15 protein-coding genes and 1 pseudogene are annotated in these 23978 nt (G+C 72.7%); 8 read left to right on the top strand and 8 right to left on the bottom strand.

The window, feature by feature from the left end; all coding sequences use genetic code 11:
- Nucleotides 1–151: 151 nt before the first annotated feature.
- The 3 genes from CGL27_RS25935 to purD all read right to left on the bottom strand — a co-directional run bounded on the left by CGL27_RS25935 (nt 152) and on the right by purD (nt 5424).
- On the bottom strand, nt 152–1663 hold the full coding sequence (locus CGL27_RS25935) for a N,N-dimethylformamidase beta subunit family domain-containing protein (RefSeq protein WP_119990364.1): 1512 nt from the start codon (nt 1661–1663) through the stop codon (nt 152–154).
- 273 nt (nt 1664–1936) lie between these two features.
- Entirely contained in the window at nt 1937–3784 is a 1848-nt protein-coding gene (locus tag CGL27_RS25930) for a hypothetical protein (protein ID WP_119990362.1), read from the bottom strand.
- 374 nt (nt 3785–4158) lie between these two features.
- Nucleotides 4159–5424 (bottom strand): phosphoribosylamine--glycine ligase, encoded by a 1266-nt coding sequence (purD, locus tag CGL27_RS25925; protein WP_119990360.1) that lies wholly within the window; start codon nt 5422–5424, stop codon nt 4159–4161.
- A 601-nt stretch (nt 5425–6025) separates the two neighbouring features.
- On the opposite strand from purD, the gene CGL27_RS25920 reads away from it, so the two are divergent.
- Nucleotides 6026–6760, top strand: a complete 735-nt coding sequence (locus tag CGL27_RS25920) for an SLATT domain-containing protein (RefSeq protein ID WP_119990358.1) — start codon at nt 6026–6028, stop codon at nt 6758–6760.
- Nucleotides 6761–6850: 90 nt separating this feature from the next.
- On the opposite strand, the gene CGL27_RS25915 is transcribed toward CGL27_RS25920, so the two are convergent.
- From CGL27_RS25915 to CGL27_RS25905, 3 genes are all read right to left on the bottom strand, one after another.
- Complete coding sequence (locus tag CGL27_RS25915; RefSeq protein ID WP_014053817.1) at nt 6851–7501, bottom strand: hypothetical protein; 651 nt, start codon at nt 7499–7501, stop codon at nt 6851–6853.
- A gap of 200 nt (nt 7502–7701) precedes the next feature.
- Nucleotides 7702–8421, bottom strand: coding sequence for a GntR family transcriptional regulator (locus CGL27_RS25910; RefSeq protein WP_119990357.1), 720 nt, complete (start codon nt 8419–8421; stop codon nt 7702–7704).
- Between the two features lie 243 nt (nt 8422–8664).
- A complete protein-coding gene (locus CGL27_RS25905; RefSeq protein WP_078642631.1) occupies nt 8665–10026 on the bottom strand; it encodes an aspartate aminotransferase family protein in 1362 nt (453 codons plus the stop codon).
- Nucleotides 10027–10333: 307 nt separating this feature from the next.
- On the opposite strand from CGL27_RS25905, the gene CGL27_RS53580 reads away from it, so the two are divergent.
- The 4 genes and pseudogenes from CGL27_RS53580 to CGL27_RS25885 all read left to right on the top strand — a co-directional run bounded on the left by CGL27_RS53580 (nt 10334) and on the right by CGL27_RS25885 (nt 17825).
- Entirely contained in the window at nt 10334–13672 is a 3339-nt protein-coding gene (locus tag CGL27_RS53580; protein WP_346345741.1) for a protein kinase, read from the top strand.
- A gap of 51 nt (nt 13673–13723) precedes the next feature.
- Entirely contained in the window at nt 13724–15535 is a 1812-nt protein-coding gene (locus CGL27_RS25895; RefSeq protein ID WP_119990355.1) for a DUF4328 domain-containing protein, read from the top strand.
- A gap of 95 nt (nt 15536–15630) precedes the next feature.
- Nucleotides 15631–16206 (top strand): IS607 family transposase, encoded by a 576-nt coding sequence (locus tag CGL27_RS25890; RefSeq protein WP_119990353.1) that lies wholly within the window; start codon nt 15631–15633, stop codon nt 16204–16206.
- Nucleotides 16199–17825 (top strand): annotated as a pseudogene (locus tag CGL27_RS25885) (IS200/IS605 family accessory protein TnpB-related protein). Before CGL27_RS25890 ends, CGL27_RS25885 begins: the two are co-directional and overlap by 8 nt.
- Before the next feature lie 6 nt (nt 17826–17831).
- Here the strand turns inward: CGL27_RS25885 and CGL27_RS25880 are convergent.
- Nucleotides 17832–19115, bottom strand: a complete 1284-nt coding sequence (locus tag CGL27_RS25880) for an adenylosuccinate synthase (RefSeq protein ID WP_119990351.1) — start codon at nt 19113–19115, stop codon at nt 17832–17834.
- A gap of 214 nt (nt 19116–19329) precedes the next feature.
- Between CGL27_RS25880 and CGL27_RS25875 the strand changes: the two genes are divergently transcribed.
- On the top strand, nt 19330–20352 hold the full coding sequence (locus CGL27_RS25875; RefSeq protein ID WP_119990349.1) for a hypothetical protein: 1023 nt from the start codon (nt 19330–19332) through the stop codon (nt 20350–20352).
- Nucleotides 20353–20736: 384 nt separating this feature from the next.
- On the opposite strand, the gene CGL27_RS25870 is transcribed toward CGL27_RS25875, so the two are convergent.
- Complete coding sequence (locus CGL27_RS25870; protein WP_119990347.1) at nt 20737–21273, bottom strand: MarR family transcriptional regulator; 537 nt, start codon at nt 21271–21273, stop codon at nt 20737–20739.
- Nucleotides 21274–21365: 92 nt separating this feature from the next.
- On the opposite strand from CGL27_RS25870, the gene CGL27_RS25865 reads away from it, so the two are divergent.
- Together CGL27_RS25865 and CGL27_RS25860 are read left to right on the top strand one after the other, a co-directional pair.
- Entirely contained in the window at nt 21366–22283 is a 918-nt protein-coding gene (locus CGL27_RS25865) for an ABC transporter ATP-binding protein (protein WP_078642626.1), read from the top strand.
- Complete coding sequence (locus CGL27_RS25860; RefSeq protein WP_119990345.1) at nt 22280–23932, top strand: ABC transporter permease; 1653 nt, start codon at nt 22280–22282, stop codon at nt 23930–23932. The genes CGL27_RS25865 and CGL27_RS25860 overlap by 4 nt, the downstream gene beginning before the upstream one ends.
- The last annotated feature ends 46 nt before the right edge of the window (nt 23933–23978 follow it).

Genomic DNA, 23978 nt, shown 5'->3' with positions numbered 1-23978 from the left:
GCCGGAGGGTTTCGGGACACGCGACGGAGGGCCCCGGATGGGTCCGGACGGGGCTGGGTCCGGAGGGGGCCGGAGGGCTCCGGACGGGGCCGTATGGGAGGCATCTCACCGCAAGCCGCAACCCACACGGCCCCGATCGGGTCCGCCCGCCTCAGCCCCGCTTGCAGATCCGATCCAACAGATTCGCCGTCGCCCGCTGAATCCGCTCATCCGTATGCCCCGGACGATCGAGCGCGGGCGACCACGCAAACGTCCCCGACGCGAACACCAGAGCGCCACTCGGGGCACGGTAGAGCGAAGTCTCCTGGTGGCGGACAACCCCCTCCGTGTCCTCGTACGGCGAGTGGGCCAGCAGGATGCGGCGGAGGTGCTCGGGCAGGACCGTGCGCGGGAAGTAGCGGTCGGCCTCGCCCGCGACCAGGCCGGGCAGCTCATCGCCCTCCTCCGCGCCCGTGGCCTCCCACAGCCAGTGGCCGGCGTTGCGCACGATCAGCGGGCTCGGCTCGGGCACCCGGCCCGCGTACTGGATGCCGATCAGTTGCTGTTCGGGCGCGGTCTCGCGCCACAGCGCCGAGCGGCCGGGGCCGCGGCGCTTGCGGCAGGTCAGCAGCCGGTCCGGACCGGAGGGCGAGGCGGTGAGCTCGACCTGCCAGTACATGGTGTTGGCGGAGAGGAAGACCAGCGAGGTGCCGCTGTCGCGGGCCGATTCCACGGTCCGGCGCATCGGCGCCGACCAGTACTCGTCGTGGCCGGGGAAGACCAGCCCCCGGTAGCGGGTGGGGTCGACCCGGCCCGCGTGCAGATCGCTCACCTCGGCGTAGGCCAGGTCGTAGCCGTAGCGCTCGGCCCAGCGGATGAAGTCGTACGCGTGGCCCACATGGAGGGGCAGCCCCGCGCCCGCGTACGGCCGGTCGAAGGAGACGGTGATCGCCGCCTCCGACTCGCCCAGCAGTTTTCCCCGCTCGTCCCAGGCGTGGTAGAGGCTGGCGCCGGTCCGGCCGTCCTCCGGGTAGAGGTTGTACGCCTGCCAGGTGAGGTCGGGGAGGACGAGGAGGAGATCGGCGGGGCGGGGGTCGTGGACGGTGAACGGGATATGGCTGCGGTAGCCGTCCACGGTGGTCAGCACCGCGACATAGGCGCCGGGCTTCCAGTACGAGGGGATCTGCAGCCGCCAGGACAGCCACCAGTGGTGGCAGGAGACGGTGCGGTCGGCAGTGAGCGGGGGCGGCTGGACGATCCCGGACAGCCGGGGGCTGGTGGTGATCTTCAGCGCGCCGGCGCCGTCGTAGTAGCCGATGCGGTAGATGTCCACGCTGAACTGCTGGGGCGGGTCCACCGTGATCCGGAAGTCGATGGCCTCGCCGGGGGCCGCCGCGGAGGCGGAGGGGAAGCCCTTGATCTGCCGGTGGACATCGTCGGCGGTGCGGGGGCCGGGGATCCTGGCGGACCCCTTCGCGCGGACCCGCCCGGCCGCCCGGTCGATGGCCCCGGGGTGGGCCCCGGAGGGCTGGACATGGTCGACGTACCACGGGACCACCCGCCCGGTGTCGTCGAAGTAGTTCTCACTGTCGCGCAGCCAGGGCAGCGGGCCCTGGCCGAAAGGATCCGTCACCGCGTGCGCGAGCGCTCCTGACTCCCAGCGCCGGATCTGGTCCGTCCCCACAATTGTTCCCCTCCCCTGCGTGCCCGGCGGCGCCTCGCCCCGCTGTCCTCGCACACCGCACCGCAGCGGATCCGGCCTTGTGGGCCGGGCTGCGGGGCCGGTCTGGCGGTCCGGGCCGGTGGGCCGGAACTCGTGGGCCGGGCGGACAGCGACCGGTCCAAGCACATCACATTGCGCACCCACTCCGTCACCGATAGTCGCTAATTGCCGGGAACAGACGCCGAACGCGCGACAAGGCTGGACATAGGACCGGATCCGGCGCAGTATGCGCGCCTACACCAGCCGGACGGGCTTTTCCGGACGGACCCCCACCTCGCCGAGCCAGACGCGCAGCGGCCCGTCGTCGCCGTCCTCCACCAAGCTCAGCACCGGATGGGCCAGATCGGCCCGTCGCCGCCCGCCGACGAGCAGCGCGGGCCCGTCGAGCCAGTCGAGGCCGGGGGCCGCGCCCGCGCTGTCCACGGCGGCACAGCAGACCATGGCGGTCACATGGTCGGCGAGCAGCTCGCGGCCGGTGCGCGGCGGCTGCAGCGGGAACGCCGGGGCGAAGTCGTCGATCCACGGGTCGCCGCCGGACCCGCCCGCGGCCCCCTCCGCCCCCGCCGCGGGACCCTTGCCGTACGCCCGGGTGGCGGCGGCCTCCTCACGGGCCACCTCGACGCTGAGCCGGGCGGCGAGCCCGGGGGCGCCGCCGTCGGGGGCGTCGGCGGGGTCGGCCGCGGTGGCGGTGAGCCGGTCCATGACCCGGGCCAGGGTGGGCGGCGCGGGCGCGCTCACGGGGGCCGGTGCGCGAGCGGCACCGACGAGGTCGTGGGTGTCCTCCCGCTCGTCCAGGAGCCGGTTCAGCCGGGCGGCCTCCTGCCGCCATTTGCGGTCCACGACCTCCTCCGGATACGCGCTCCAGTCGACCGGGGACCAGTCGGGGCCCGGCTCCGGCGGGCCGCCGTGGAAGAGGCGGGCGGCCAGCAGCGAGGTGGCCTCGTCCATCACCCCGGGCTCCTCCAGGAGGTCGCAGGCCGGGCGCTCGCTCAGCCGGGAGGTGAACCCCTCGGCGAGCCGGTCGCGGCGGGAGAGCTCGGTGAGCGCCGAGACCACGCCCGCGTCCAGCCGGGAGGGCCAGCGGCCCATCCGCCAGGCGGGCAGCGCGACCCGGGTCAGCAGCCGGTCCCAGCCCGCGTAGGCGAGGCCCACCTGCTCCTGGGCGACGATCCGCAGCCCGTAGTCGACCGACCGGGCCCGCTCGGAGGCGGCCGCGGCGACCGCGCGCTCCATCTCGGCCGCATGGTCCCGGCAGCCGCGCAACAGCAGCCGGGCGACCCAGCCGACGAAGGCGAAGGCGGGGCGGCGCACCACCGCCACCAGGGCGGGCGCGGGGCCGGACGACGGCTCGCCGCCCTGGGCCGCGACGGCCACGGCGGCGTCCAGCCCGCGCACGAAGCGGCGGGCGGCAGCTATGTCGGGGTGGACGGACGGGCCGGTGCCCGCCACCACCGGGGCTAGCAGCGCGCGCAGCTCGGCGACCCGCATCCACCACAGGAACGGCGAGCCGATCACCAGCACCGGCGCCTGCGGGACCCGCCGCTCGGGGCGGTCCACGATCCGGTCCGCACCGCTCGCGGGGCCGGGGGCGCCCCGTGCTGAGCGGGGCTCCTCGACCGCCAGGGCGCCGCGGTCCCTATGCTCCCGGCGCTGGGCATGCGCCGGATGCGTACGGTCCTCCAGCCAGCTGTCGCAGTCGGGGGTGAGCGCTATGGCCGAGGGCGCGGGCACCTCCAGGCGCTCGGCCAGCTCGCGCACCAGCCGGTAGAGATCGGGTGCCGTCTCCTCGGCGATGGGCACCGTCGGGGTGAGCGCGGGCCTGGCCCGGACGACCACGGCGGCCACGGCCGCCGCCAGCAGCAGGACCAGCAGTGCGCCCCCGGTCACCACCCAGCGCAGGGCCGTCCAGCCCTGGTCCTGGGAACCGCCGACGCTGCCGGTGGCGCTTCCGGCCAGCAGCACGACGGCGGCCGCGGCCGGGAGGAGCGCGACCGCGAGCGCGGTGCTCCGGATGCGCAGTACCGCCAGGGCGCGAGCGCGCGCCGCCAGGGCACCTGCTTCGGTACCTGCCACGGTTCTCATCACCCCCTACTGTCCGGCCGATGTTTGTACAGCGGACGACGGCGGCGTTTGTCTCCCCACCCACTGTCGCACTGGCCGCCCACTCCGCAATGCCGGTGGGCCAGTTGCCGCACCTCGCCTGAGCGGCACACTAGTTGGGGGCCGGGCGTGCGTCAGCAGGATGCGGAAGCGCTCACCCGATGGAATGGCCTTGGGTAAAACCGGGAACTTCGCGATGGCGACGCCTGGCCCCGTGTGAACAGGCACAAGCGGGCTTCGGGACCGTTCGCGGGCCCGCCTGGGACACCGCTTGAGACTCTTCTTACAGCGTCTCTTAAGCGTCGCTTTACGAGTCTTACGGCTTGTCCTTACAAGGCCGCTCTTACGGCTTGTCCTTACGAGGCCGCTTCGGCCGCAGCCTTCGCGGCGATGTCCGAGCGGTGGTGGGAGCCCTCCAGGCCGATCCGGCCCACCGCGCGGTAGGCCCGCTCGCGCGCCTTCGCCAGGTCGGAGCCGGTCGCGGTGATGGAGAGCACCCTGCCCCCCGCGCTCACCACCTCACCGGACGCGCCGTCCCGCTTGGTGCCCGCGTGCAGGACGTACGCCTTGGGGCCGTCCTGCTCGGCCACCTCCTCCAGCCCGGTGATCGGGTCGCCGGTGCGAGGGGTGTCCGGATAGTTGTGCGAGGCGACGACCACGGTCACGGCGGCGCCGTCGCTCCAGCGCAGCGGCGGCTCGGCCTCCAGACGGCCGGTGGCGGCGGCGAGCAGCACCGCGGCCAGCGGGGTCTTCAGCCGGGCCAGGACCACCTGGGTCTCCGGGTCGCCGAAGCGGGCGTTGAACTCGATCACGCGCACCCCGCGCGACGTGATCGCCAGGCCCGCGTACAGCAGCCCGGAGAAGGGCGTGCCGCGGCGGTGCAGCTCGTCGACGGTGGGCTGGCAGACCGTGGCCACGACCTCGTCCACCAGCTCGGGGTCGGCCCAGGGCAGCGGGGAGTACGCGCCCATGCCGCCCGTGTTCGGGCCCTCGTCGCCGTCGTGGGCACGCTTGAAGTCCTGGGCGGGCTGGAGCGGGACCACGGTCTCGCCGTCGGTGATCGCGAAGAGGGAGACCTCCGGGCCGTCCAGGAACTCCTCGATCACCACCCGGCCGCAGGCCAGCGCGTGCGCGCGGGCGGCCTCGACGTCCTCGGTCACCACGACGCCCTTGCCCGCGGCCAGGCCGTCGTCCTTGACGACGTACGGCGCGCCGAACGCGTCCAGCGCCTCGTCGATCTCGGCGGGCGTGGTGCACACATAGGCGCGGGCGGTGGGTACGCCCGCCGCCGCCATCACGTCCTTGGCGAATGCCTTGGAGCCCTCCAGTTGCGCCGCCTCGGCGGATGGCCCGAAGGCCGGGATCCCCCGTTCGCGCACGGCGTCGGCCACCCCCGCCACGAGGGGGGCCTCCGGCCCCACGACCACGAGGCCCGCCCCCAGGGAGGCGGCGAGGTCGGCGACGGCGGCGCCGTCGAGCGCGTCGACCGCGTGCAGCTCGGCCACCTCGGCGATGCCGGCGTTGCCGGGGGCGCAGTGCAGTGCGGTGACGTCGGGGTCGAGGGAGAGAGCGCGGCACAGGGCATGTTCGCGGGCGCCGCCGCCGATGACGAGGACCTTCACGGTATGCAGCCTATTGCCTCGGGCAGGAGGCGCTGCGCGGCGGGGGCTGCCACCCTGCACGCGACGGGGCTACCGCACCGGGGACCACCGCACGGTGGGCCCCTCCGCCCATTGCCTCGGGCAGGAGGCGCTGCGCGGCGGGGGCTGCCACCCTGCACGCGACGGGGCTACCGCACCGGGAACCACCGCACGGTGGGCCCCTCCGCCCATTGCCTCGCGCGGGAGGCGCTGCGCGGTGGAGGCTGCCACCCTGCACGCGACGGGGCTACCGCACCGGGAACCACCGCACGGTGGGCCCCTCCGCGCTGGGGCCGCTGCTGCGTGGGGCAGCGCCTTGGGCGGTGGGTGAGGTGTCCGGCCGTGGATTTCGTCTCGCGCCTTCGGCGCAGGGACGCGGCCCCGGCCGAGCCGACCAGCCCCGGATCCGGTGAGCGGGGCCACTCTTTTGGGTGAGGAGTGGGCGGTCCTATACCCGATGGGGCAGCTCTTACGGGCTGAAAACCCGTGATCGGGTCTTCGTGGCCAGCCGTTCGGCGGTAGGAATGGTGGTCGCGCATCAGCCGCGCGCCAGGAGAAACGCCGCCGCAGAGGGAGTTGCACGGTGAGTCAGCCGGAGATGCAGCCCGAGGGGCTCCCTCGGCAGGAGGGTGCGAGAGCCCAGGGTGACCTGCTCGGTCGGCCCTTCCCGCACGGCGACTGGGGGGAGCCGGCGGAGCGGCTCGACGAGTTGTACCGGTGGGTCGAGGAGGGAGCCCTGGAGGTCGCGGGGTGGTACCTCGCCGAACGGGTGTGGAAGCGGCGGACCGCCCGGGTGCTGCGGGTGGGCGCCGCGGTGGCGGCGGTCGTGGCGGGCGTGCTGCCGCTGCTGGATCTGAACGGGGCGCTGGACGGCGGCGCCGGCTGGGGCGCGCTGGCGCTGCTGCTGGCGGCCGCCTGCGTCGGCGGCGACCGGTTCTTCGGGCTGACGTCCGGCTGGATGCGGGACGTGGCCACGGCGCAGGCGGTGCACCGGCGGCTGGAGGCGCTGCAGTTCGACTGGGCGTCGGAGAGCGTGCGGGAGGTGCTGGGCCCGACCGAGGGCACCGCGAGCGAGGCCGTGGAGCGGTGTCTGTCGGTGCTGCGGCGGTTCTGCGAGGACGTGTCGGAGCTGGTACGGGCCGAGACGGCGGGCTGGATGGTGGACTTCGGGGCCGGTGCGGCACCGCTGGTCACGCAGGCGCTGATGGCCCAGGGCTCCCGTCCGGACAGCGGGAGCCCCGCGAGCCGCTTTCCGCTGCCGCCGGGCTCCGCCCGGCCCAATATGCCGCGGCAGCGTCCTCCGGAGCCGCCCCGCTGACGGCCACGACGCCTGTCGAAGACGCTGCCGGAGACGCCTGTCGTGTAGGCCTGTCGCAGACGCTGGTGGAGCGGTAAGCCGAAGGAGCGATTAGCTGAAGACGATCATCGAGCCCTGGCCCAGGCTGCGCGTCGCCGCGGCGTGCAGACCCAGCCAGACATGGCGCTCCCGTGCGAAGGGGCTGTCCTCGTACGGGACCGAGGCCGCCGGCTCCTCCAGGCTCGTGGGGCGGGCCGGGGGCGCGGGGGCGGCCGGAGGGTTGGACGGGTCGATACCGAGCGCCGGGGCGACCGCCTCCAGCTCGCGCAGCAGGCCGTGGCTGGATCCCAACGGGCCGCCGCCCTCGAGGAGTTCGTCGTTGGACAGCGGGCTCTGGAAGTCGACGGGGACATACGCCCCCGCGTGGTCGTAGTGCCACACCAGATGCGACTGCTGGGCCGTGGGCTCGAACATCTCCAGCAACTGCTCGTAGTCCCCGCCCAATTCGTCCACCGGCGTCACCGCGAGTCCGCACAGTTGCAGCAGATAGGCACGGCGGAGAAAGTGCAGCGCGTCGTAGTCGAAACCGGCCACCGGGGCGACATCCCCGGACAGTCCCGGCATATAGCTGAAGACGGGTACGGGCGGCAAACCGGCATCACTGAGCGCCTTGTCGTACGCGGCGATCTCTTCGGCGAAGGGGTTGTCGGGGCTGTGGCACAGCACATCGACGAGGGGGACCAGCCAGAGGTCACATGCCACGCGATCTCACTCTCGTATCCGTACGGTCGATGGTCGGCCCAGCGTAATGCCCCGCGTACGCGTCGCGAAGAGTGCCGGAAGCCAACCCTGGCGGGTCGGTTCACCTGCCGCCGCTCCGGCCTCCCCGGCCTCCGGCTCACTCACCGCCCCGGGGAACCGCTGACGGGCCGGGAGGAGTTCGGGAAGAGTTCAGGAGGAGATCAGGGGGAGTTGACCTCCGACGTCCGGTTCTGCGCGCGCGACTCCTCCCGCTCCACCAACCGCTCGATCAGCGCACGGAAATGCGCGTTGTACGCCACTATCAACCGCTCCGAGTCATGCGGGTCCCCGCGGGTGACCGCCGCGGTGAGCTCGGAGTGCCCCGTCCAGAGCTGGCCGCGCAGATCGGGTACGCGACGCAGATACGGCACCGTGAAGACCCAGGTCTGCACGCGTAGCCGCTGCAGAAAGTCCGACACATACGGATTGCCCACCAGCCCGCAGATCTCGCGCCAGAAGCGCAGGTCATAGCCGATGAGGATGTCCAGGTCACCGGAGCGGGCGGCCCGCTCGGCCTCCTCGGCCCGCCGCCTTACCGAGGCCAGCACCTGCGGGGTCATGGCTTTCAGCTCGACGTAGTGCCGGAAGACCCCCTCGACCACCATCGTGCGGGCGTCGACCATGTGCCGGAAGTCGTCGATGGTGAAGTCGTGGACCCTGAAGCCCCGGTGCTCCTCGACATCGAGCAGCCCCTGGGAGCACAGGTCCAGCAGCGCCTCCCGGACGGGGGTCGCGGAGACGCCGTACTGCTGGGCGATCTCCTTGACGGTGAACTGGCGCCCCGCAGGGAGCCGGCCCGCGAGCACCTCGTCACAGAGCGCGTCGGCGATCTGCTGCCGCAGGGTGTTCCGCTTGACCGGGCTGGCGCCGGGCACGGGCATCGAGGACCGTCTCCTTCCACGGCCGTCGGTGTAAGAAAGCGGACGGCCCTCGCATCACGATATGCGAGGGCCGTTGCGCGGAACACGCAGAGTGCGGCAGTGGTCTACACCGGGCAGCGGTCGGGCGGCGGCCGGAGTGCAAACGGGCAGGGAAACGAGGACGAGCCAGGCAGCCATCCGGGGTCGGCCCGGGGACGGCCCGGGGGCGGCCCGGGGGCGGCGTTCCCCGGGCCCCCGGTGCGGCTACGCCGTATGCGCGTCGGCCGCGGCCAGCGCCTCGTCCAGGATCGCGAGCCCCTCCTTGGCCTCGGCCTCGGTGACGGTGCACGGCGGCACCACATGGGTGCGGTTCATGTTCACGAAGGGCCACAGACCGCCGCGCTTGCAGGCCGCGGCGAAGTCGGCCATCGGCTGGTTGTCCGGTCCGCTCGCGTTGTACGGGACGAGCGGTTCGCGGGTCTCCTTGTCCTTGACGAGGTCCAGCGCCCAGAAAACGCCGAGGCCGCGCACCTCGCCGACCGAGGGGTGGCGCTCGGCGATCTCCCGCAGCCCCGGGCCGATCACGTTCTCCCCGATCGCGGCGGCGTTCTCCACGATCCCCTCCTCCGCCATCGCGTTGATCGTCGCGACGGCCGAGGCACAGGCCAGCGGGTGGCCGGAGTAGGTGAGACCGCCGGGGTAGGGGCGCTGGTCGAAGGTCGCGGCGATCTCGGCGGAGATCGCGACGCCACCGAGCGGCACATAGCCGGAGTTGACGCCCTTGGCGAAGGTCAGCAGGTCCGGGGTGACGCCGAAGTGGTCGGCCGCGAACCAGTGGCCGGTGCGGCCGAAGCCCGCCATGACCTCGTCCAGGATGAAGACGATGCCGTAACGGTCGCAGATCTCGCGGACCCCGGCGAGATAGCCGGGCGGCGGGACCATGATCCCGGCGGTGCCGGGGATGGTCTCCAGGATGATCGCGGCGATGGTCTGCGGGCCCTCGAAGGCGATGGTGTCCTCGAGGTGGCGCAGCGCGCGCTCGCACTCCTGCGCCTCGCTGTCGGCGTGGAAGGGCGAGCGGTAGCGGAACGGCGCCCAGAAGTGCACCACACCCGCCGAGGCGCTGTCGGAGGCCCAGCGCCGGGGGTCGCCGGTGAGGTTGATCGCGGTGGCGGTGGCCCCGTGGTACGAGCGGTAGGCGGAGAGCAGCTTGGGGCGGCCGGTGTGCAGCCGGGCCATCCGGACCGCGTTCTCCACCGCCTCGGCGCCGCCGTTGGTGAAGAAGATCTTGTCGAGGTCGCCGGGGGTGCGCTCGGCGACCAGCCGCGCCGCCTCGGACCGTACGTCCACGGCGAAGCCCGGGGCGATGGTGCACAGCTTCGCGGCCTGCTCCTGGATCGCGGCGACGACCTTGGGGTGCTGGTGGCCGATGTTGGTGTTCACCAGCTGGCAGGAGAAGTCGAGGTAGCGGTTGCCGTCGTAGTCCCAGAAGTACGAGCCTTCGGCGCCCGCGACGGCGAGGGGGTCGATGAGGCCCTGCGCGGACCAGGAGTGGAACACATGCGCACGGTCGGCGGCCTTGACGGCGGCGCCGGCCGCGAGGTCGGGGCTGGGCTGCACGGACACGTTCGGTACCTCGGATCGCTCGCGGGTCGGGGTGGAACCAGCGTACGGACCGGGCCCCCGGGCCGGGCACCGACAGGCTGTCAGGGTTTCGGGCCTGTCACCGACACCTTGCCGGGCGGCGGCGCCCTTATCGCCGCCGCCGGTGATCGGGGCGCGGCGTCCGGATTTCGCTCCCCGGCCCGGGAGTGACACAGGACGGATACGGAACCGATAACGGATCGTCCGCGTCGTCCACTTCGCTCTCAGCCGCCTTTATTCTCTCCAAGGGGCTGATCAGGGGGATTCACGGGGAAGGGGCGATCGACGCATGGAAGACCTGGGGGCCGAGGACCCTCGATGGATCGGTGAGTACCGGCTGCTCCGGCGCCTTGGCGCGGGTGGCATGGGCCGGGTGTTCCTGGCCCATTCTTCGCGCGGCCGTACGGTGGCGGTGAAGCTCGTCCAGACCGAGCTCGCCCAACAGGCCGAATTCCGGCGGCGGTTCAAACAGGAGGTACGGGCCGCACAGCGGGTCGGCGGCGCGTGGACCGCGCCGGTGCTGGACGCCGACACCGAGGCCGCCACCCCATGGGTCGCCACCGGCTATATCGCCGGTCCCTCCCTGCACGCGATCGTCTCCGGGTCGGGCCGACTGCCCGAGCGGACCGTCCGCATCCTGGCCCACGGCCTCACGCAGGCCCTGCGCGACATCCACGACGCCGGTCTGGTCCACCGCGACCTCAAACCCTCCAACGTCCTGGTCACCATCGACGGTCCGCGCGTCATCGACTTCGGTATCGCGCGGGCGCTGGAGACCGTCACCGACGGCATCCTCACGCGCAGCGGCGCCGTCGTCGGGTCGCCCGGTTTCATGTCGCCCGAGCAGGTGCGCGGCGAGCGGGTCACCCCCGCCAGCGATATCTTCTGCCTCGGCTCGGTGCTCGCCTACGCGGCGACCGGCCGTCAGCCGTTCGGCACGGCCAACAGCGGGGTGCACGCGGTCATGTACCGCATCGCACAGGAGGAAGCGGACCTGGAGGGGCTGCCGGAGGGGCTGCGCGAGCTGGTCACCGACTGCCTGAAGAAGGCCCCGGACGACCGGCCCTCGCTGGAAGCGCTGCTGGACCGTACGGCCGGTGCGGACGACGACGGCGAACCGTGGCTGCCGGGCGGGCTCGTCGCCCAGCTCGGACGGCATGCGGTGCAGCTCCTGGAGGTGGAGACGCCCGCGGGGCCGGGGGTCCCCGCTGTGCCGGGTATGCCTGCGCGGCCGGCCGTACCGCCGATGGCCGGGGCGGCGGGACCCGCCGCGTCCATGGCCGGGGCGGCAGGGCCTGCCGCCCCGCCGCCGCCCTCCGCGCCGCCGTCGGCCACGTCGTACCCGCTGGCTCCGGCGGAGCCCCCCACGCCCCCGCCACCCACCACACCGCCGCTCCCCTCGGCCGCGCCCCAGGCGGGCGCGGCGCTCCCCCCGGCTCCGTCGGCGCCTCCTTCGGCGGGCGCGGGACAGGGCGGCACGGCCCAGCCGGGCGGGCACGCCGCCGGACCGTACGCCGCCGCGTCGCAGGAGGGCGCGGGACAGGCCGCCGGACCCGCGACGCCCGGCGGGCACCCTGCCGCGCCGTACAGCGCCACACCGCGGGCGGGCGGGGACCAGGGCACCCCGGACCCGGCCGGCGGGCCGCAGGCCGGGTCCGGGGTGCAGGCCGCCGCGTCGTCGGCCGACGGCGCGCAGGCCGGTTCGGGCCACGGCGGTTCGGGCCACGGCGGGCCGGGGCAGGGCGGGCCGCAGCAGGGCGCGCCGCAGCGGGCCGCCGCGGGCCAGGACACCCCGGGCCACCCCGCCGCCGCGCCCGCAGCGCCGGGCGGGGCAGCCGCCGGGCCGCAGGGCGCCGCGCCGAGCCACGACGCCCCGCACGCCGCCGCATCCGGAACACCTGCAACCGCCGGAACACCCGGAACACCCGGCCGACCGTCCGCCGCGCCCCAGGCAGGCGCGGCGCAGGCAGGTGCAGGGCAAGCAGGCGCAGGGCAGGCAGACCCAAGGCAGGCGGACGCGTCCCCGGCCGGTGGAAGCCAGGGCTCCGCCTCTGCCGCGACGCCGGGCGGGCCGCGGAAGGGCGCGCCCTCCTCCGCCGGACCACAGGCGGGCGAAGGCCAGGGCACACCCGGACACCCCACACCGCCGCACGCCGGAACGGGCGGCGCGGCAGCCGCGTCGCCCAACTCACCCGGCGGCGACGGGTCACAGAGCGCGGCGCCGTACGCGGCGCCACAGGCAAGCGGCGCGCAGGGCACACCTGGGAGCGCCACACCGCCGCAGGGCGTGCCGCCCCACGCCACACCCGGAAGCCCCACACCGCCACACGCCGCACCCGCCCATGGCGCTCCCGGCACCCCCACCCCACCTCACGCCGGAGCGGCTCCCGCCGCGCCCAACTCGCCCGGTTCCGCCGCCCCCTACGCCGCCCCGGCGTACGGCTACCCGCCGCACGCCACCCCGTCGCAGCCCGGCGCGGACGGCGAGCCGCAGACGCCGCCGCACGCCTTCGGGCCGCCCGCCGTCACCTCGTTCGGGCCCGCCCCGTCCCCAGGCCAGGCAGCCGCCGCCACGCCCTCCGTCGGCTTCGGCGGGCCGAGCGGACCAAACGCACCGGCGGCACCCGGTGGACCGGGCGGGCCCGGTGGCCCCGGTGGCCCCGGGTCCGGCTCGCCGCAGCCGCCACAGCCCAAGCGCCGCCGTAAGACGCTCATCGTCGTCTCGGCCGCCGTCGCCACGCTGCTCATAGCCGGGGTCGCCGCCCTCGCCGTGGTCAAGGGGAACGACGACAAGGGCGACAAGGCCAAGACCGACTACGACAAGATGACCCATACCCCGCCCGCCAGCCCGGATGGCGCCAACTCCAAGGCGCCCACCGGTGGTTCGGGCGCGCCCGATCCGTCCGCGACCAAGCTGGACACGACCGGCGATGTGCCCACGGAGTATCTGGGCGCCTGGGAGGGCGAGATCAAGGAGAGCGGCTCTTCCACCGGCAAGATCCGCCGGATCGTCCTCTCCCAGGGGCCGGTCGGCGCGTTCGTCGCCGAGACCCTGACCTCCGACTCGGACTCGTTCTGCCAGGACTCGGCCAAGCTCAAGTCGGCGGACAGCCTGCTGCTCATCGAGGACGACGAGGTCACCACCAGCATTCCCGAGGACAGTTGCAGCACGGTCGGCGAGCAGACCCTGCGGATAGGCAACGACGGCACCCTCGCCTGGAGCACCACGGACGGCTCCTACGAGGCGACGCTGCGCCCCTCGAAGAGCGGCGGCAAGCCGATCCCCTCCTCGTACGAGGGCACTTGGCTGGCGAAGGACGCGTTCGGGAAGCAGGACGCCACGCTGAAAATCACCATCAAGCAGGGCGCGATCGGCACCGCGGTGGCCCAGGAGGTCGCGGACAGTAAGAAGTACCACTGCGAGGGTGACCGGGTCCTGGCCTCGGTGGAGAAGGGCCTCGTCCTCAGCCCCTCGAAGTTCACGGGGGGTACCCCTAAGAATCTCTGTGGGCCCGGCACGTCACTGGCGTTCACCTCTTCCGGACATGACAAGCTGCGTGTCGAGTATGACGACCCGGACGATTACAGCGATGAGACGATGACACAGACGTTCACCCGCCTCGACTGATCGGCCGATCGGCGCAGGGACTATCGGCACAGGGACAGGAGCCACACCGCGATGGAGAACCTCGGGGCCCAGGACCCGCGGTGGATCGGCGAGTACCGGCTGCTCGGCAAGCTTGGCGAGGGCGGAATGGGCCGGGTCTATCTCGCCCGCTCCGCCCGCGGCCGCACCGTCGCAGTGAAGCTCGTACAGGCCGAACTCGCACGACAGCCCGACTTCCGCGGCCGCTTCAAGCGGGAGGTGGAGGCGGCCACACGGGTCGGCGGCCAGTGGACCGCCCCCGTACTCGACGCCGATACCGACGCCGAGGTGCCCTGGGTGGCCACCGGCTACATCGGCGGTCCGTCCCTGCACAGTGTCGTCGCCGAGGACTTCGGGGCACTGCCCGAGCGCTCGCTGCGGATCCTGGCGAACGGACTGGCCCTCGCGCTGCGCGACATCCACGGCGCCGGGCTGATCCACCGCGACCTCAAGCCGTCCAACATCCTCATCACCATCGACGGTCCGCGCGTCATCGACTTCGGCATCGCGCGCGCCCTGGACGCCGTGGGCTCCACCACGGGCGGCAATCTGACGATGACCGGCGCGGTCGTCGGCTCGCCCGGGTTCATGTCGCCCGAGCAGGTGCGCGGCGAGCCGGTCACGGCCGCGAGCGATGTCTTCTGCCTCGGCTCGGTGCTCGCCTTCGCCGCCACCGGACGTCAGCCCTTCGGCAACGTGGACAGCGGGATCCACGCCCTGATGTACCGAATAGCCCAGGAGGAGCCCGATCTGGTGGGGCTCCACGAGGGGGCGCGCGGGCTGGTCACCGCGTGCCTGAACAAGGACCCGGCCAAGCGGCCCTCGGTGGACGAACTGATCGCCGCCACCCACCCGGTGACCGACGACGGCGAGCCCTGGCTGCCGGGCGGACTGCTCGCCCGGCTCGGACGGGACGCGCTGCAGCTCCTGGAGGTGGAGGCCGAGAACGCTCAGCCGGGCGCCATGGCGACGCAGCAGGGCCCGTCGGCGTACGGCCATCCCCAGGCCGCCCCGCACACCCCGCCCGGCCCCTCCGCGTACGGCACGCCGTCGGCGTACGCGACACCTCACGCCCACGCGGCCGGGGGGCCCGCGTACCAGGTGCCGCCGCCCACCCAGCCCTGGCAGGGCGGCTATCAGACGCCGCTGGGCTATCCCGCCCCGGGCACCAGGCTGAAGCCGATACGGGGTCTGGCCACCGCTTTGATGAGCATGTTCGGCGTCTGGCTGGTGCTGACGCTGCTCGATATGGCGCTGAACATCTCGCTGCTCGACACGTACTTCGCGCTCGACAACGGCACGGTCACCACCGACCTGCTCTACAGCAAGAAGAGCGAGGTCGAAGCGATGGACACCGGCACGGGTGTCGCCGCGCTCGTGCTCATCGTGCTGTGGCTGGTCTGGTTCCGGACCGCCTACATCAACTCCACTGTGCTCAACCCCGGCCGGCAGCGGTTCGGCAGCGGCTATGCCGTGGGCGCCTGGTTCATCCCGGTCGCCCAGTTGTGGCTCCCCAAGCAGATCGCCAACGACATCTGGACCTCGAGCACTCCTCCGGGGCCCGGACGTCGCGGACGCGGTGTGCTGCACTGGTGGTGGACGTTCTTCGTGATCATGTTCCTCATGTTCCCGGTGAACGGGATCAGCGAGATGGTCGGCGACAACATCCGGGAACAGCGGCCCAGGGTCGCCATCAGCATCGCCGACGACGTCCTCGGCATCCTGACGGCGCTGCTGGCCATCGCGGTGGTGCGGCAGATCACCAAGATGCAGGAGCAGCGGGCCACGGCTCCCGTCGGTCAGGCGCAGCAGCCCGCCGGAGTGTTCGGCCCGCCCGCGGCGTAGTGACGCCGACGCGCGGGCCGCTCTCCCGTCCGAGGGTCAGAGGGTCTTCAACTGCTGGCCCTCGAAGTCGGGTAAGTGAGTGTCGTTGTCAGGGCGTGAATCTCACGGAATGGGCGAAGAAGCAGGGTGTACATCCGCAGACCGCGTATCGCTGGTTCCGTGAAGGGACGCTGCCGGTGCCGGCTGAGCGGGTCGGCCCGCGCACGATCCTTGTGAACGTGGGGGCCAATGCCGCGCCCGAGGCAGTCGGCGGGCTGGGTCTGTATGCCCGCGTCTCCTCGCACGATCAGAAGGGCGATCTGAAGCGTCAGGTCGCCCGGCTGGTCCGGTGGGCTGCCACTGCGGGCCACCGGGTAGTGCGGGTGGAGTCAGAGATCGCCTCCGGCATGAACGGTGCTCGTTCCAAGGCCAGGCGGCTGCTTGCCGATCCGGCCGTGCAGGCGGTGGTGGTGGAGCACAAGGACCGCCTCGGTCGCATGAACGTCGAGCTGGTTGAGGCCACCCTGTCCGCTGCCGGGCGCCGCCTGATCGTGCTGGACGACGGCGAGGTCGAGGACGACCTGGTACGGGACATGGTGGAGGTGCTGACCTCTTTCTGTGCCCGCCTGTACGGGCGCCGGTCGGCGAAGAACCGGGCCCGCAAGGCCCTTGAGGCCGCCGAACATGGCTGACCTCCGTTCGATCGATCCGCCGTTTGTTGCTCCCGGGCCGTGCGGTGTTGCGATCCGCACCAGCCTGGGGCGCCTCACCAGCGAGGATGACAAGGTGCTGCGCTTGGTCGGCGCGCACCTCGGTTCCCTCGCCTCGAGAGACCTGGGGCGCAGGTGCGCTGACGGGCTGGAGCACTCCACGGACACGTGGGCCCAGCGGAAGCGGGCCCTGACGCAGGAGTCGTCGTCGCGGTGGGCCGGGTCGATCACGAAGGCCAGCCATGATCAGTGGGCGCTGGCCCGCCGCGCTCAGCTTGCTCACATCCACGGGCTGGAAGCGGGCATCAGGACGATCGCACACCGGCTGTCACTGCCGGTCGGGCAGAAGGGCACCAAGCGGGCTCCGGGCGGCTACCGCAGCGCACAGGAGCGGTTCGCCAAGACACGGCGCCTGCACGTGCTTCAGGACCGGCTGACCACTGAGCGGGCCGACCGTGAGGCCGGGCGTGTCCGGGTAACACGGGGCGGCAGACGACTGCTCAACACCCGCCACAACCTGGTTAAAGCGCAGCTCACCGCCGAGCAGTGGCGCCGACGCTGGGAGGCCGAACGCTGGTTCCTCGCCGCCGACGGGGAGCCGGGCAAGCGGTTCGGTAACGAGACGATCCGCGTCACGCCGGACGGCGAGGTCAGCATCAGGCTGCCCGCGCCGCTGGCGTATCTGGCCAACAGCGACCACGGCCGGTATGTCCTGGCCTCCCGTGTGGTCTTCCGGCACCGGGGCGATGAGTGGGCCGACCGCGTCGGCGCGAACCGGGCGGTGGCCTACCGCATCCACCACGACGTGCCCCGGGGCCGCTGGTATGTCACCGCGTCCTGGACGACCCCGCCGGCTCTGACCGTGCCCCTGGCCCAAGCCCGCACCGGTGGTCTGATCGGCGTGGACACCAACACCGACCACCTGGCCGCGTGGCGGCTGGACGAGCACGGAAACCCGGTGGGCCGGCCGCGCCGCTTCTTCTACGACCTGTCCGGCAGCGCGAACCACCGGGACGCCCAGGTACGGCACGCCCTCACCCGGCTCCTGCACTGGGCCCGCACGGCGCAACCTGTCCATCGCGGTCGAAGACCTCGACTTCACCGCCGAGAAAACCCGGGAGAAGCACGGCCGCCGCAAGCGGTTCCGCAAGCTCATCTCCGGCATGCCCGTCGCCAGGCTCCGCGCCCGGCTCGTCAGTATGGCCGCCGAACTCGGCATCACCGTCGTGGCCGTCGATCCGGCGTACACCTCCCGCTGGGGTGCCGAGCACTGGCAGAAGCCCCTCACCTCGAAGACTCGCAAGACCACCCGCCACGACAGCGCTGCCGTGGCGATCGGACGACGCGCCCTCGGGCACCGTATCCGGCGACGGACGGCACCGCCCCACGACGACCAGAGCGATCGTCGTGGGCATCGGACCGCCCAGGCCGGGCACGGCACCCGGGGGCGTGAGGAACCCCGCCCCCGCATTCCCGGACCACGCACAGGATGCATGCCGCCGGACGCGGAGCGAACGCGGGCGACCAGTGCATCCACAACCGTTCGGGATGCGCCAGATATGCAGGTTTGGGTCCAAGACTCACTCCTGCTCACTGATTAGGAACGGTCAGAGGAACGAGTTGATCTGGATGGTCTCGTCGCGGCCCGGTCCGACGCCGATCGCCGAGATCGGGGCGCCCGACATCTCCTCGAGCGCCTGGACGTACTTCTGCGCGTTCTTCGGCAGCTCGTCGAAGGTCTTGGCCTGGGTGATGTCCTCCGACCAGCCCGGCAGGGTCTCGTAGATCGGCTTGGCGTGGTGGAAGTCGGTCTGGCTGTACGGCAGCTCCTCGACCCGCTTGCCGTCGATCTCGTAGGCGACGCACACCGGGATCCGCTCCCAGCCGGTGAGCACGTCCAGCTTGGTGAGGAAGAAGTCGGTCAGGCCGTTGACCCGGGTCGCATAGCGCGCGATGACCGCGTCGAACCAGCCGCAGCGCCGGTCGCGCCCGGTGGTCACACCGCGCTCGCCGCCGATCGTGCGCAGCTTCTCGCCGTCCTCGTCGAGGAGCTCGGTGGGGAACGGGCCCGCGCCGACGCGGGTGGTGTACGCCTTCAGAATGCCGATCACGCGGTTGATCTTCGTCGGGCCCACTCCGGTGCCGGTGCAGGCGCCGCCCGCGGTCGGGTTGGAGGAGGTGACGAAGGGATACGTGCCGTGGTCGACGTCGAGCAGGGTGCCCTGGCCGCCCTCGAAGAGGACGACCTGGCCCTGGTCGATGGCGTTGTTGAGGAGCAGGGTGGTGTCGGCGACATAGCCACTGAGCGGGTCCGCGTAGCCCAGCAGCTCCTCGACGACCTGGTCGACCGCGATGGCACGGCGGTTGTAGAGCTTGGCCAGCACCTGGTTCTTGTTGTCCAGGGCCGCCTCGACCTTCTGCCGCAGGATCGACTCGTCGAAGAGGTCCTGGACCCGGATGCCCACGCGGTTGATCTTGTCCGCGTAGGCCGGGCCGATGCCGCGGCCGGTGGTGCCGATCTTCCGCTTGCCGAGGAAGCGTTCCGACACCTTGTCGAGGGTCGTGTGATACGGCGTGATCAGATGGGCGTTACCGCTGATCAGCAGCTTGGATGTGTCGACGCCACGCTCATCCAGTCCGCTCAGCTCGGAGAGCAGGACCGCAGGGTCCACGACGACACCGTTGCCGATGACCGGGGTGCACCCGGGCGACAGGATTCCGGACGGGAGGAGGTGCAGCGCGTACTTCTGGTCGCCCACCACCACGGTGTGACCGGCGTTGTTACCGCCCTGGTAGCGCACTACATAATCGACGGAGCCGCCGAGCAGATCGGTGGCCTTTCCCTTGCCCTCGTCACCCCACTGAGCACCGAGCAGCACAAGTGCGGGCACAGGCGTACACCCCTTCCGGGCGGGGCATGTCCAACGTGCATGGTGACGTGCGCCACCACAAGAGCCGTCGAACCGGTGCCCCGGATAGACGAAGCCCCTGGCGCAACAGCGACAGGGGCTCTTGCACCGAGAGATTACCTGAGGAAGGACCGAGGTGTCGGCTCCAGATCCCCGGCCCCCTGCGCCGGACACCGTCCGGGGGCGCCCGCTGCTCATGGTCATCGACCCCAACGCCCGGCGAACGGACGGGGAGTCGGTGCGGATCGCGAAAGATGTGCTCTGTGCGGGCGCGCAAACGAAAATCTGCCTGCCGGACGGCCCGGAGGAAGTCGAGCGGGCGCTGGCCCGCCGGGGTGCCCGCCGGCCGGTGCTGGTGGGCGACGACCGCGCCCTGCTGCGGATGGTGGAGCTGCTCCACCGGCGGCGGGAGCTGGCGGACGCGGCCCTGTCGGTGATCCCGGTCGGCGGCTCCGCGACGGTCGCCCTGGCCCATTCGCTCGGAGTGCCGACGGACGCGGTCGCCGCGGCCCGTACGGTCCTCGACGGGACCGCGCGCCCGCGTGATCTGCTGGTGGACGAGAGCGGCGGGGTGGTCCTCGGGGGCCTGCGGATCCCTTCCGGACGCGCTCCTTACGGTGCGCACGAGACACCGGGCGGCGGATGCGACGCGGCAGCCGGGCCGGACGGGCACGACCCGGGCCCGCACGACGGCGGGGCGAGGGGCTGGGACTGCCGCTGCGATCCCTGCGACCGCGACCGCCGCCGGGCCGAGGACGACGGGGACGGCGGAGGTGACGGAGAAGGCGGGGGCCCGCCCGGCGGCGATCCGGACGGCGACGGCAACCGGCCGTGGTGGACCCCGGCGGCCCGCACCGCCCGTACCGCGCTGACGCTGCTCTCGCTCCCCGTGATCGGGCTGGCCGGCGGCGCCCGGCGGCCGGCGCATCCGCCGCCGCAGCGGCTGCGGATCGAGGCGGACGGGGTGCTGCTGACCGATCTGGACCGGCCGGTGGAGCGGGTTTCGGTGTCGACGGCCACGCCGGGCGGCGGGCTGGCCGAGGTCGTCGTCCATCCACACGCGGCGGACGGTCCGCTGCGCACCCGGGCGCGGGCCGTCACCGTCTCCGGCCCGGACTTCCGCTATCACGCGGACGCGCTGATCCGGGGCCCGGTGCGCAGCCGCACCTGGACGGTCCTGGCGGAGGCGTGGTCTCTGATGCTGCCCCACCGCCCTTGAGCGACGCTAGCGCGGCCACAGGGCGGCACACTCGCCGCGGCCGGGCCGGACGCTCACGGGCACCGGGCCGGGCCTTGCGCCACCGGGCCGGAGCCTTGCCCCGCCGGGCCGGGACGCGGCCGCCCCCGGGCGGGAAGCACGGCCTTGGCGCCCGGGACACCGCCGCCGCGGCCGGACACTCAGCCCGGGACACGACCGCCACTCGGTCGGACGCGCACACGGCACCGGCCCGGGGCGGACAGCCAGGGCGGCGGGGTCGACGCACGAGCGCCGAGCGCGGCGGCACCGGGGCACAGACGACGAGCGCGGGGCGGCACCGGCACAGAGGCGCCGAGCGCGGGGGCGCCGAGCGCGCGGGGCACCGGGGCGCCGCTCGCGCCGTCGCTACCCCGCCTCCGCCTCGCGCGCCTCGGCGGCGCGGTCCGCGGCCTGGTGGGCGCGCCAGCGCTCCAGCATCTTGGGCAGCTCCTGCTGGACCCATTCGAAGAAGTCGGCGGTCTCGGTGATCCGCAGCCCCGCCGGGGTGCCCGGGCCGAGCACCTTCACGCCGTCCCGCATGGTGGTCTCCCAGCGGGCCAGGATCTGGTCGCGGCGGGTCAGGGTCTCGTACCAGACCTCGCTGTAGAGCCGGTAGCGATCGCGGCGGGAGCCCGGCTCGCGCTCGCGCACCACCATGTCCACCTGGGACAGATAGCGGATCGCGCCCGAGACCGCGGCCGGGCTGATCCGCAGCTGCTCGGCGAGCTCGGCGGAGGTGAGGGCCCCGGCGTCGGAGACGAGAAGCGCCGCGAAGACCCGCGCCGCCATGCGCTGCATACCGGCCTCGGCAAGATCGGCCGCGAACCGCTCGACGAACCTGGACACCGCCGCTTCGTCCCGCGCATCACCGGGCGCGTCCTCCGGTTCGATCGTCTCCCTCACCGCTTCATCATCTCCTCTCTTCGTCACATCATCATAAGTTTATATGGTTCCTTAACTTCACAATTTTGTGAAACTAGCGTAGCTTCGAAATCATGAAAACGGCAATCTCCGTGTCCGGCCTCCACAAGTCCTTCGGCCGGACCCACGCGTTGGACGGCCTCGACCTCGAAGTCGAGGCAGGTGAGGTCCATGGCTTCCTCGGGCCCAACGGCGCCGGGAAGTCCACCACCATCCGGGTCCTCCTCGGTCTGCTCCGCGCCGACTCCGGTGCGGTGCAGATGCTCGGCAAGGACCCCTGGCACGACGCGGTCGACCTCCACCGCCACATCGCCTACGTCCCCGGGGACGTCACCCTGTGGCGCAACCTGAGCGGCGGAGAGGTCATCGACCTGTACGGACGGCTGCGCGGCGGGCTGGACTCCGCACGCCGCGCCGAGCTCCTGGAGCGGTTCGAGCTCGACCCCACAAAGAAGGGCCGTACGTACTCCAAGGGCAACCGGCAGAAGGTCGCCCTGGTCGCCGCGTTCGCATCCGAAGTGGAGCTGCTGATCCTCGACGAGCCGACCTCCGGGCTCGACCCGCTCATGGAGGAGGTCTTCCGCGAGTGCGTCGCCGAGGAGCGCGACCGCGGTCGTACGGTCCTGCTCTCCAGCCACATCCTCAGCGAGGTCGAGGCGCTCTGCCGGAGGGTGAGCATCATCCGCAAGGGCAAGCGGGTGGAGTCCGGCTCGCTCACCGAGCTGCGCCATCTGACCCGTACGTCGGTCACCGCCGAGCTCGCCGAAGAGCCGAACGGCCTGTCCGGCCTCCCCGGTGTGCACAACGTGGACATTCAGGGCCGCCAGGTCAAGCTCCAGGTCGAGACCGACAAGATGGACGCCGTGCTGCGACAGCTCACCCAGGCCGGGGTGCGCAGCCTCATCTCCACCCCGCCCACCCTGGAAGAGCTCTTCCTCCGCCACTACCAGGACGACATCTCGCACACGGAAGCCGAGGCGATCGTCCGATGACCGCCGTAGCCGACGCCCGGGTCTCCCCCCGCACCCGCGGATCGGCCCGCGATCTGGCCGGCACGGGCACGCTGTTGCGGCTCGCCCTGCGGCGCGACCGGATCATGATGCCGGTGTGGGTGCTGTGCCTGGGGCTCACGGCCAGCAGCACCGTCGGCCGTCTGAAGAGCGCGTACGACACCCCCGCCCGGCGCGCCGACCTCGTCCACGACATGAACGGGAACGGCTCGACACGGGCCCTGTTCGGCGCCGCCTTCGACGATTCACTCGGCGCGCTCACCGTCTGGCGCGTGGGTGCCTTCCTTACGGTGTTCGCCGCGATCATGAGCCTGCTGATCGTGATCCGGCACACCCGTGAGGAGGAGGAGACCGGCCGTCAGGAGGCGCTCTCCGCCGGCATGGTCGGCCGCCGCGCCGGTCTCACCTCGGCCCTGCTCGCCGTGGGCATCGCCAACGGCGCGGTGACCCTGCTCATCGCGGGCAGCCTCGCGGGCCAGGGCGGCACCGGCGCGCTCGCCCTCGGCCTCGCCGTCGGCCTCGCCGGTATGGCCTTCGGCGGGCTGGCCGCCGTCGCCGCCCAGCTCACGGAGAACGCACGGCTGGCCCGGGGGCTGAGCTCCGCCGCGGTCGGCGTCGCCTTCGTGCTGCGCATGGCGGGTGACGCCGCCGAGGACGGCACCAAGAGCTCCGGCCATGTCCTGGTCTGGCTCTCGCCGCTGGGCTGGGCCGAGTACGCCCGGCCGTACGGGGGCGAGCGGTGGTGGCCGCTGCTGCTGATCGCCGTGCTCGCCGCGGCCTCGATCAGCCTCGCGTACTCCCTCGCGGGCCGTCGCGACGTGGGCGCCAGTTTCTACGCCAGCCGTCCCGGCCCTCCGGCCGCGGGCCCGCTGCTGAACGGCGTCTACGGCCTGGGCTGGCGGCTGCAGCGCGGTGCCCTGCTCGGCTGGGCCGCGGGCTTCGTCTTCGCGGGCGCCATCTTCGGATCCATCTCCGACGGTGCCGACGACTTCCTCGGCGACAGCAACCAGACCCGCGACATCATCCAGCGGATGGGCGGCGCCCAGGGGCTCAACGACGCGTTCCTGGCCGCCATGGTCGGCGTCCTCGGCACCATCCTCGCCGTCTACACCGCCAGCTCCGTGCTGCGGCTGCGCAGCGAGGAGACCGACCAGCGTGCCGAGCCCCTGCTGTCCAACGCCGTGGGCCGGCTGCGCTGGGCCGGGAGCCATCTGGTCATCGCCTACCTCGGCCCGGTCGTCATCCTCGCCATCGGCGGTCTGGCGCTCGGCCTGGGGTACGGCGTCGCGGCGGGCGATCTGGCCGACCAGCTCGGCCGCTGCATGGGCGCCGCCCTCGCCCAGCTCCCGGCGCTGTGGGTGCTCACCAGCGTGACGCTCTTCCTCGTGGGCGTATTGCCGAAGTACTCGGCCGCGGCCTGGGCCTTCGTCGGCTGGGTGGTCGCCCTGGGCTGGATGGGCCCGGCGCTGGAGCTGTCCGATTCCGTCATGAACACCTCGCCCTTCAGCCATCTGCCGAAGCTGCCGGGCGACGAGGTGACGGCCGCACCGTTCCTGTGGCTGCTGCTTCTCTCGGTCGTTCTCGCCGCCGGAGGACTGGTGGGTTTGCGCCGCCGTGACATCGGCGGCTGACCCCCGTCGGCCCACCACACCCCGGCAACCGCCCCCCGTTGTCCAC

Origin of the sequence: Streptomyces sp. 11-1-2 (assembly GCF_003595545.1) — a bacterium.
Taxonomy (GTDB): domain Bacteria; phylum Actinomycetota; class Actinomycetes; order Streptomycetales; family Streptomycetaceae; genus Streptomyces; species Streptomyces hygroscopicus_B.
The sequence above is the reverse complement of the archived record's forward strand: the minus strand, read 5'-3'. Positions and strand labels throughout refer to the sequence as shown.

Bases quoted from the DNA above. Each gene is read 5' to 3' on its own strand.
- CGL27_RS25930 (WP_119990362.1), bottom strand. From the start codon at position 3,784: ATGAGAACCGTGGCAGGTACCGAAGCAGGTGCCCTGGCGGCGCGCGCT.
- CGL27_RS25910 (WP_119990357.1), bottom strand. From the start codon at position 8,421: ATGCCCGTGCCCGGCGCCAGCCCGGTCAAGCGGAACACCCTGCGGCAG.
- CGL27_RS53580 (WP_346345741.1), top strand. From the start codon at position 10,334: ATGGAAGACCTGGGGGCCGAGGACCCTCGATGGATCGGTGAGTACCGG.
- CGL27_RS25895 (WP_119990355.1), top strand. From the start codon at position 13,724: ATGGAGAACCTCGGGGCCCAGGACCCGCGGTGGATCGGCGAGTACCGG.
- CGL27_RS25875 (WP_119990349.1), top strand. From the start codon at position 19,330: ATGGTCATCGACCCCAACGCCCGGCGAACGGACGGGGAGTCGGTGCGG.
- CGL27_RS25865 (WP_078642626.1), top strand. From the start codon at position 21,366: ATGAAAACGGCAATCTCCGTGTCCGGCCTCCACAAGTCCTTCGGCCGG.
- CGL27_RS25860 (WP_119990345.1), top strand. From the start codon at position 22,280: ATGACCGCCGTAGCCGACGCCCGGGTCTCCCCCCGCACCCGCGGATCG.